Raw genomic sequence first — 9,250 nt, 5'->3', positions numbered from 1 at the left:
AAATCGATGGTCGGTAGTTGCGTGGTCTTATTATCGATATAAACACCTGAAAATTTAAAACCTGTTGGTGCTGAACCATGTAAATCAAAGCTGTCATTTTCAGCATCGTAAACATGAATAGGAATGGTTAAACCTGCCTCGCCGACGGTAATGTCCCATTTGTCGTTAATCGGTTTAATAACCGGCTTAGTATTTTTTGTCGCATTATTTTCTAATTCTTCAATGTAGTCCTTAAGACCGTCTAAACCATCATCTTCATAAGCGGCAAGCACGCCTGGCTTAAAACCATTGCCGTAACTGTCATTATGGCAAGATGTGCAACCGGATGCGCCTGTTGGTTGAACAAAGGCAGGATACGCGAATGCAGTCGTGTTGTTTAAACACAAGAGTATAAAAAGTATGAATACGGCACGGTGAGATTTCATAATATTCCCTTAACTCGGTTAACTAGCCCCTTTATTGATTTCAGAAACCATCGTTGTGGTTGCTTTATAATCGGTGCCTGACCACATGATTTTTCCAGCCGGACTAATAATAACAAAATAGGGCAAACCAATTTTTAATTGTCTATGTTGCGGATCCGCGCGAAATTGTTCAAATTCTGGCTCATTATCAACCAGTTTAACGGCAATGGCTTTTGATTTTAACGTTTCATTTAATAATTTATTGCTTGCCGTTTCATTAGCAAAGGCAACGCAGTTGGCACACCAACTAGCAAAAAAATCTATAAAGATAGGTTTGCCTGTAGCACGCGCGAGCTTTTCTGCTGCTACATAACTTTTGTGCCATTGAATTCCTGCCTCTTCATGCACCGCTTCAGTGTTTTTACTTAACGTAGGGCAGGCGCTAGCGATAGGAGATGAGCTTTTAGGTGCGATAGTTAAGCTCGATAAACTCGAGGTGACTAACCAAGCACCGATTAATGAGGCTAACACGCCGTTAAACCGTTGAATTTTAGCTAAGCCTTCAGCGTCACCAGACAATGGCGAGAAAATATTGCTATGCATCACGGCCAACCAAATCAATACTAAACCTATCGCGATGGCTAAAACAACGCTTTCAGTTGCGCCCCAAACCAGTAAACCCTTGGTTAAATAGGTATAAGCAAAATATAAGATTAAAAAGCCAAAGGCATACTTAACTTTGTTTAACCATAAACCGGCCTTAGGGAGCTTATTTAATCGCACGATACTAATAATAAAAAAGGGTAAGCCGACGCCGATACCAAACCCGGTCATTTGTAGGCTACCGGTTAAGGCAATCATAAAGCGTTCAGCGACGCTAATGTGTTGCTCGGCTAAGGCCAGAGCAGCGGCTTTTTCGGCGATTTCATCAGCGACTTGCAGCAATAAAGCGAACACAATAGGGCCAACACATGGCGAAATGACCAAGCCAGCCAAACAGCCCATTAGCCAAGTTCCGGTTAAGCCTTTGATTTTAGAAGACTGTTGATCTAGTGAATACACCTGGCTTTGCATAAAGCTGAGTTCAAAATAACCTAATAACGCTAATGCAAACGTGGTGAAAAAAACTGCTAACAGTAAATTGGCCCACGCAGATTGCATGACCGCATTAAATGCGCCGCCTGTCATACCTGCCATTAAACCGAGTAAGCCGTAGGTTAAAATAATCCCGGCGAAATAAACCAGTGCATGGTGTTTTTCTTTTGCTCTATTACCATTGGCACGATTGACGATAAACATCGCGGTAATCGGCAACATCGGATAAACGCAAGGTGTTGCGGCGGATAATAAACCGGCTAACAGCATAAGACCGAAACTTAACCATAAATTATCGTTACTGCTATGAAACCACTGTAATAATTGCTCGGTTAATGTCAGCGTGCTGCTAACGTCTACATCGCTCGCTAACAGCGGGGCTGGTAGTTGTACGGCGGCTGTTTTAGGCCGATAACATACATGCGTGACATCGTTGCACAGCTGATATTTGACGGTTAGCTGCACCGTTTGTTGCTTAGGCTTTGCGGTCTCTATTGCCGTTAGCGTAAATATAAAATCACCGGTATCACGCAACACTTGTGCTTTGGCAAACTCATCATAAACGCCTTGAGGTTGCTCTATTGGGTTCATGCGCAAGCCTTGTTGCGCTAATTCATTATTGGCGTCTAAGTTGATAGGAAGGTAAATATTGCCTTCGCCGCTGCTTAAATACGCATGATGATCAGTGGGTATAGTAAAACGAATGCGGTAACGGCTAGGTGCTTGCTCAGCATTAAGCAGCGCGGTTTCTAGGCTAGCAACAGGAATATCAGCATAAGCGCTTGTGATGCTTAGCCAACAACATAAGAATATAAACCATAAACGAGTCATAACTAAACTACCTTGATTAAGAGTTAAAACGCTAGTGAGAACGAAGCGGTGACCAGCAAATAGTTAAAATCGGCAAAACGATTACTGCCATTACCATCCCATTGATAGTCGGCACTGTGTTGGTAATATTCGACCCCTGCGTTGAATTTTGCTCGGCTAAGTAAGCCTGGTGTATTAAATGCTTTGCTGATTCTTACGCCACCCGAAATTGCGCCAAAACCGGCTAACCGGTAATCGCTTGAGTAGTAGCGTGTATTCAGATTGATGCCCACGGCTTGGAAAAAATCGGCCGCATCTTGTGAGTAATAGCGAAAGCGCGGAATAATTTGCCAGTCGTCAAGAATAGGTTGATGCCAACTTAATTCGGTGGTGTAAGTATTAATACCCCAATCGTCGGTGCTAAATCGGTAATCGGCATGTAACGCTGCGTCATTGGCCTCGCCAAAATGTCTAACATATTGTACTAACCAGGCCCATTGAAAGCGTTCATTAGGGCGGGTGTCTTGCTTTATCGTATTCGGGTATAACGTTCCACCAAATAACAACGGCTGTTTAGGGTCATAAAATGCCACGACTTTATAAGGGTCGGACATAAAACCATCATGTTGCGTAAACGTCATATTACTGACGAATAAGCTATGTTTATCGATGATTTGGGTAAGCCCTAATAAATACTGCTGGCTGGTTTTATTGCGCACAAAGCCGATAGGGCGGCTATTCCAAGGCGACGGAGACGGCTCTATTTCGTCAAAAGCAATGGTCGCGCCATAGTTAAGTGTGGTTAATTTTTTATTTAAATCGACGCTGACATTAGTATTAAAAAAGCGTGACGTGTAATCTTGCTCGCGCGATAAGCCACCGCCTAAGTTGACTGAGACGGTATCAAAAAAATAAGTCAACCCCGAGTTAATGGCATCGCGTTGTTCGCATAATGACGCGCCGCAATAGGAGGTTGGCGATGCCCCGCTTATCACTTGTTTGATTTTGCCATTCGCCAGCTTTTGGTTATACACCGGAGATGCACCGGTAATCGTGTCACGCGTCAAATTGACGGTAGCCGTCATACGTTGACCTATAGGCGCGCTGAGCTGACCGTTGAAAATATCTACGTTAATACGCTGAGAACTTTCTGAGTAATTACCGTATTGAAAATCTAAGTCGTAGCTTTCTTCGACACGGCCCGCATGTGCGTGTTGACTAAGTCCAGGCAACATGGCCGCCGCAAGGCTTAAACTGGCTAAAATAGCTGAAGATTGGTTGTTCATGACGGATTCCTGTTAATTGCAACCACAACCGCCACCGCCGCCGCCATAACCACCGGAACCGGACTCTTTACTAAAAGCGGTGTGCTGGCGCAAAGCAAATTCCATGGCATCTGGGGTTAATGCCATTTGTGGTAAGGCTAAAAAACCACGTTGCCTAGGTAGCACGTCGCTACATGCTGCGATGAGCAAGCAAAGTAATAGGCTGATAAATCGCTTTATCGATTTCATGACTAATTAGCCTTTAAATAATCGGTAACCTGCGCTTCTATGGTTTTAATATCGTCACTGGTAAAACCATGATGGATATAACGAACTACGCCGTGTTTATCAATAATGAATGAGGTTGGCATGGATTCTATTGTGTACTTATCAGCCCACTCGCCGCTGGCATCGTGTAACACGGTAAAGCCAACCGGAAAATCGCGCAAAAATTGTTGGGCTTTGTCTTTAGTTTCGTCCAGATTAACGGCAACGACTTCAAAACCTTGGCTTTTTAATTTCTTATGCAACTCTTCGAGTAACGGAAACGATACCCGGCACGGTGCACACCATGAGGCCCAAAAGTCTAAGTACACGACTTTGCCAGTATAGTTTTTCAGTGTTACCGGTTGGGCTTGCGCTAAATCGGGCAAGGTAAACAGCGGTGCATTAGCGCCGATTTCTATGGCGTGTGCTGTAAACGACAATAAGCCGACTGCTAGTAAGCTTGTGATACGAAAATAGTTCATAGACTCATCTCGAAAGCGGATAACAAAAGAGGGTGGGTTGTAGAGTATGCTATGGGGATACTGGGTGAATCACCGGGGGGTGTGTTCATAGCATACCCATTGCGTCACTGTCCTTGACCACTAAGTTAGGAAGCATCCATCTATCATGCTAGTGATGCGTTGCATACTCTACTTAGCATCAAACAGCATGAATTGTGCCAATTATTTGGTTATTGTTTAGTGGGTAAGCAAAGGTTTAATTTGACTCGTTCCCACGTTTACTCGTTCCCACGTTTCGACGTGGGAATGCATAAGTTCTACAAGGAATTAAAATTTTAGGATGTGCCCGTTATATACTTCAAACGGTCATTTTAAGTAGGGTGCGCTGCGCGCACCTTTATAACATCATAAAAATCAATGAAACAGGTGCGCACAGCGCACCCTACGGCTTGTAAGTAAAGCTCCAAGCTAACAACACTACTGGACAGGTAATAAAGCCTGCAATTTTTGTCACTTTTGACAAATACACAGACAATTTTTGCAGATAGGATTTGTATTACGGGTGAGAGGGTTTGCAATATTGGCTTAGCGATGCTGAAGTAGTCAGTTTAAAGACCAGTTGTACGCGTGTGTCTAGGTGGCAAGGTAAAATATAACCAATCGCGCCCGGTGTGCTGGTTACAAAGCGTAACATCGCCTCTTCAGAGGCAACCACATACGGTGGAGTAATACCCTGAAAATATTGCTCGCTCCAATAAGTTTCAAATTCATCGGGGCGCTTATTAAATAAACTTAACGAAAAGGCCTGGCGTAGCGGGTGTTCTGGGCCTAAATTGAGCGGAATCCAACGTTTGCCTGCATCATTAACTAACACTTTTTTTTCAGAAAAATGTTTTCTAAACGCTTAGACGTCATGTCTTTAAACGTTTGTTTCTGGTTGTGTAATCACATAGATTTCATCAGCGCTTGCGAATGATGTCAGCAGTAAACATAAGGCGCCAAGCGATTTTAAAGTTTTGCATCTTCATTAGAAAAACATCGCGATAGATGCAAAAAAACCACTAGGCGCAACAAATTCATTGCCTTGCCCGTATAAATATTCTGCTTTAAAAACCAGCGGCGTAAAAGGTCGCCAGGCTAGCCCAGAGACACCAATGTCGGTGTCGGTAGGCAGAAAACGGTGCGTACCATTAATATGCTCATAACGATTGATGAGATAAAAATCGTAAGGTAGAGGGATAACGCTTTGTAAATAAAGCCCTTGTTCTTCTCCCTGATTATCGTCGGCAGAACGGTAAATCGCTTCTAGTTCCAGTTCATAGCCGTCTTTTTTCCACAAAAAATCAATGCCATATAAATCATTACGTGTTTTGCGTGTAACAGTTTTATTTTTAAAATCGATGAACGACGCGCCTAGTTGTAGATGGTCAGAAATCTCAAACTCTATCCTGCCACCTAAACCATTTTCAAAGCCTAATTCGTTATCTAAGACGTCTAAATCGGCTGAGTCATCGGCATAAAAAGAAATATTTAAGTTGCGCTCAGCAACAACAAAACGCTGTGTTAGCATGACGCCACTGGCATGAGATGTGAATAAACGCCTTTCAGTGACTAACGGTCTGGTCGTCGTCCAAATCAGAGGGGCGGCATGGGTCACATTCCAGCGTCCTACCGGTGTCAAAAATTTACCTAAGCGAAGAGTCGTGGTTTCGGTGAGCAGCAAGTCGGCGTATAAGCGTTCTGCTCTAATCGCATTGTCGAGCGTGTCAATACCGACGGTCGATAACCATTCATTCACTTCGACTTCGGCAAAAAAACGCAGACGTTGATGCGGCGACCAGGTAATAAATGCACTAAGTTCGTCTAATGTGGTCTTTTCTTGCAACATCTCCGGCTGCTGGTGCGAGGCATTAAAATAGCCGCCTATATTTAGATTAGCCCACGGCCAGGTCAAGCCTCGTCCCCATTGATAAGAGGCTGGCAGTTCTGGCTCAATATCGTCTGCATGTGCCCAAAGCGAATAACCTGCGCAAAGATACATAATGGCTGCAAGCCACGCTGATGATTTAGCCATGCCGTAACAATAAGTAACTTTAAGAGAATTCAATGACCATAAGAAATACGTTACTCGTATCTTATTTGCTGGTTAGTTTAGCGTCGGCTTTGCTCATTACTGCGATGATTTTCGTGCATTTGAAAGCCATTTTATATGGTGAAATTGAAGCAAAACTGAGTACGCAAGCCGCCGCTACTATACAGCAAATTGATACTAATTTGTTCGAGCGCATGGAAAATCTTGCTTTATGGAGCGGTTTGGAAATCATGCAAGAAATTAAAGTCGGTGATGTCGATAAGCGTTTAGCGCAATTTTTAGCCGATTTACAAACCGGTTACGACGGCGTTTATCAACAGATATTTGTCGTGGCTGCGCATCAAGAAATCGTTTCGGCAAGTAATGCGAGTTTGATAGGCAGCACGTTTATCGAACCTAAGCCATGGTTAAGCGCGACGCATAAGCATCATAGTTATGCGTTGCAGCGTCTTGATGAAAATGGTAATAAGCTGCTGTTTTCTATGGCAATACCCGATTTGTTCAGCGAGGGGGAATTAGGCAGGCTTTATGCCGAAATTGAAGGCCGTGAGCTTAGCGAATTATTAGATGCGCAATTGAGTAAAAATACCAGTCAATCGTATGCCTTAGTATTAGATAACAATGGCGAAGCGATAGCGGTTTCGACCAAGCTACGTGAACAGCCTTTGTTTTCAAATATGGCCGGATTGTTAGCGCTAATGACGGAAAAAAGCGGTTTTTTTATGACTCAAGCTGACCTTGTTAACCAAGAAATGCTAGTAGCTTATGCGGAGTCTTCAGGTTATCGTGGCTTTAAGGGGTTTGGCTGGCGCGTGGTGATTATTCAGCCTAGCCACACGGCGTTTGCTCAAGTGTGGGCGTTATGGTTAACGATTTTAGTATTTTTAGCGTTAACGTTAGCTTTAGGGGTGCTGGCGTCGTTTTGGATGTCGGCTCGTATTGCCAGGCCAATTGTGCGTTTAGCTGAATTCACTAAAGAATTTATGCAAGGTAAACAAACCAGCCACCTATTATTCAATCTAGCTTAGAGCTGACGCAATTAAGCACACAATTTTCTTTAATGATTAATAGCTTAGAGCAATCTAAGCAAGATTTGGTGAGGGTGGCTAAATTAGCGGTTATCGGTGAGATGGCGGCGAGTATGGCGCATGAAGTGCGTACCCCGTTAGGGATTTTAAAGTCTTCGGCACAAATTTTTGCTTAAAGAAAAAGGCTTAAGTAAAATTGGTCAGGAAATGGCGGAGTATATTTTAAGTGAAACGCAGCGCTTAAATGAATTGATTACGACGTTATTAGAATGCGCACGACCTAGGCCGCCTTTATTTAATTTACAAGATTTACATTTTATTCTGGAGCATACCGTTGATTTATTGCAAACCCAAGCTGATGCGAAACATATTCGTATTGCTAAACGCTTTAACGCCGGCCAAGCTGAACTGTTTTGTGATCGTGACCACATGATTCAAGTGTTTTTAAATTTAATTATGAATGCCATTCAACATGTGCAACCTGGTGGTTATATAGAATTGGGTACGCGGCGCCTAACCGATACCCTAGAAGTATTAGTACAAGATAATGGCGTAGGCATTACCGACACCCATAAGGCAAAAATATTTGAACCGTTTTTTACTAAACGGCAAGACGGCATTGGTTTAGGTTTAACCGTTGTGCAGCAAAGCGTGTTAGCGCATCACGGTCAGATTTATGTTACCGATAGTGATTATGGCGGTGCTTGTTTTCATGTTGTATTACCGATTAAGCCTCAAGGATAGCGATGTCTCAGCAAACAGTATTAGTGGTCGACGATGAAGTCAAAATGCGGCGCTTGCTCGATATTATGTTAACGCAAATGGGTTATGAGGTGTTGCAAGCGGGGGATGGTCAAGAGGCTTTAAATCTGATGCAAACCCATGTCGTTGATTTAGTTATCACTGATTTAAGAATGCCCGTGTTAGACGGCATAGGTTTATTAAAACAGCTTAGAGAGCAGGGTAATGACTTACCTGTGATTGTGATTACCGCCTATGGTACGGTTGAAACCGCCGTTGATGCGATGAAATACGGTGCTAGTGATTATATTCTTAGGCCGTTTGAGCTGGAGTCAGTAACGGCTGCAGTGCAACGGGCATTGCGTTTTGGCAAAGTGCAACGGGAAAATCGGTATTTACGTCAAGAAGTTGAGCAAGGTTGGCGCGGTTTTGTCGGCGACAGCGCGGTGATGCAGCAGATTTACACGCAAATTGAGCAAGTAGCCGCCACTAAAACCAGCGTATTAATCCAAGGTGAAACCGGAACCGGTAAAGAACTCGTTGCGCGTGCCATCCATGCGGCATCTCCTAGAGCCAATGCGTTATTTGTCTCGATTAATTGTGCCGCGATTCCGGCTGAGATTTTAGAAAGTGAATTATTCGGCTATAACAAAGGCGCGTTCACGGGTGCGCATAAAGATAGGATTGGCAAATTTGAGTTAGCCGATGGCGGTACGTTGTTTTTAGATGAAATAACCGAAATGGATTTTAACCTTCAAGCCAAATTACTCAGGGTTTTACAAGAACGCTGTTTAGAACGCTTAGGCAGTAATAAAACCATACCGGTTGATGTACGCGTTATTGCTGCATCGAATAGAAATCCTAAACAAGCGATTCAAGACCAAAAGCTACGGGAAGATTTATTTTATAGGCTTAATGTGTTTACCGTGATATTACCGCCTTTGCGTGAGCGGCGTGAAGACATTATTCCGTTAGCCAAATTCTTTTTAGATAAACATGCACGCGAATTTGGCTTTGGTTATCAAGGCATGGCACAAGATGCTGAGCAGTGTTTAATGGCTTATCCGTGGCCCGGCAATGTGCGTGA

Annotated in this window: 11 protein-coding genes; 4 read left to right on the top strand and 7 right to left on the bottom strand. The window is 43.5% G+C overall.

What is annotated here, in order from left to right:
- The 7 genes from VZ94_RS13005 to VZ94_RS12975 form a co-directional block, all read right to left on the bottom strand.
- The coding region (locus VZ94_RS13005) for a hypothetical protein (protein WP_131655555.1) at nucleotides 1-425 on the bottom strand (425 nt) is incomplete at its 3' end.
- A gap of 18 nt (nucleotides 426-443) precedes the next feature.
- On the bottom strand, nucleotides 444-2,330 hold the full coding sequence (locus VZ94_RS13000; RefSeq protein WP_045779549.1) for a protein-disulfide reductase DsbD family protein: 1,887 nt from the start codon (nucleotides 2,328-2,330) through the stop codon (nucleotides 444-446).
- 23 nt (nucleotides 2,331-2,353) lie between these two features.
- Nucleotides 2,354-3,595 (bottom strand): DUF3570 domain-containing protein, encoded by a 1,242-nt coding sequence (locus tag VZ94_RS12995; RefSeq protein WP_045779548.1) that lies wholly within the window; start codon nucleotides 3,593-3,595, stop codon nucleotides 2,354-2,356.
- Nucleotides 3,596-3,607: 12 nt separating this feature from the next.
- Nucleotides 3,608-3,823, bottom strand: a complete 216-nt coding sequence (locus VZ94_RS12990; protein WP_052700519.1) for a DUF4266 domain-containing protein — start codon at nucleotides 3,821-3,823, stop codon at nucleotides 3,608-3,610.
- Nucleotides 3,824-3,825: 2 nt separating this feature from the next.
- On the bottom strand, nucleotides 3,826-4,323 hold the full coding sequence (locus VZ94_RS12985; protein ID WP_045779547.1) for a TlpA family protein disulfide reductase: 498 nt from the start codon (nucleotides 4,321-4,323) through the stop codon (nucleotides 3,826-3,828).
- Between the two features lie 535 nt (nucleotides 4,324-4,858).
- A complete protein-coding gene (locus tag VZ94_RS12980; protein WP_192828646.1) occupies nucleotides 4,859-5,176 on the bottom strand; it encodes a hypothetical protein in 318 nt (105 codons plus the stop codon).
- Nucleotides 5,177-5,329: 153 nt separating this feature from the next.
- Nucleotides 5,330-6,376, bottom strand: coding sequence for a hypothetical protein (locus VZ94_RS12975; protein WP_131655554.1), 1,047 nt, complete (start codon nucleotides 6,374-6,376; stop codon nucleotides 5,330-5,332).
- Between the two features lie 32 nt (nucleotides 6,377-6,408).
- On the opposite strand from VZ94_RS12975, the gene VZ94_RS23050 reads away from it, so the two are divergent.
- From VZ94_RS23050 to VZ94_RS12965, 4 genes are all read left to right on the top strand, one after another.
- Nucleotides 6,409-7,422, top strand: coding sequence for a cache domain-containing protein (locus VZ94_RS23050; protein WP_052700517.1), 1,014 nt, complete (start codon nucleotides 6,409-6,411; stop codon nucleotides 7,420-7,422).
- A gap of 32 nt (nucleotides 7,423-7,454) precedes the next feature.
- Nucleotides 7,455-7,598 carry a hypothetical protein gene (locus VZ94_RS25980; protein ID WP_157844921.1) on the top strand — a complete coding sequence of 48 codons (144 nt, stop codon included), beginning with the start codon at nucleotides 7,455-7,457 and terminating at the stop codon, nucleotides 7,596-7,598.
- Nucleotides 7,591-8,166, top strand: coding sequence for a sensor histidine kinase (locus tag VZ94_RS23045; protein WP_052700516.1), 576 nt, complete (start codon nucleotides 7,591-7,593; stop codon nucleotides 8,164-8,166). The genes VZ94_RS25980 and VZ94_RS23045 overlap by 8 nt, the downstream gene beginning before the upstream one ends.
- A gap of 2 nt (nucleotides 8,167-8,168) precedes the next feature.
- A partial coding sequence (locus VZ94_RS12965) for a sigma-54-dependent transcriptional regulator (RefSeq protein ID WP_052700515.1) occupies nucleotides 8,169-9,250 on the top strand: 1,082 nt, incomplete at its 3' end.

Source organism: Methylocucumis oryzae, from assembly GCF_000963695.1.
Lineage (GTDB): Bacteria > Pseudomonadota > Gammaproteobacteria > Methylococcales > Methylomonadaceae > Methylovulum > Methylovulum oryzae.
This window is presented reverse-complemented; position numbering and strand designations above follow the sequence as displayed.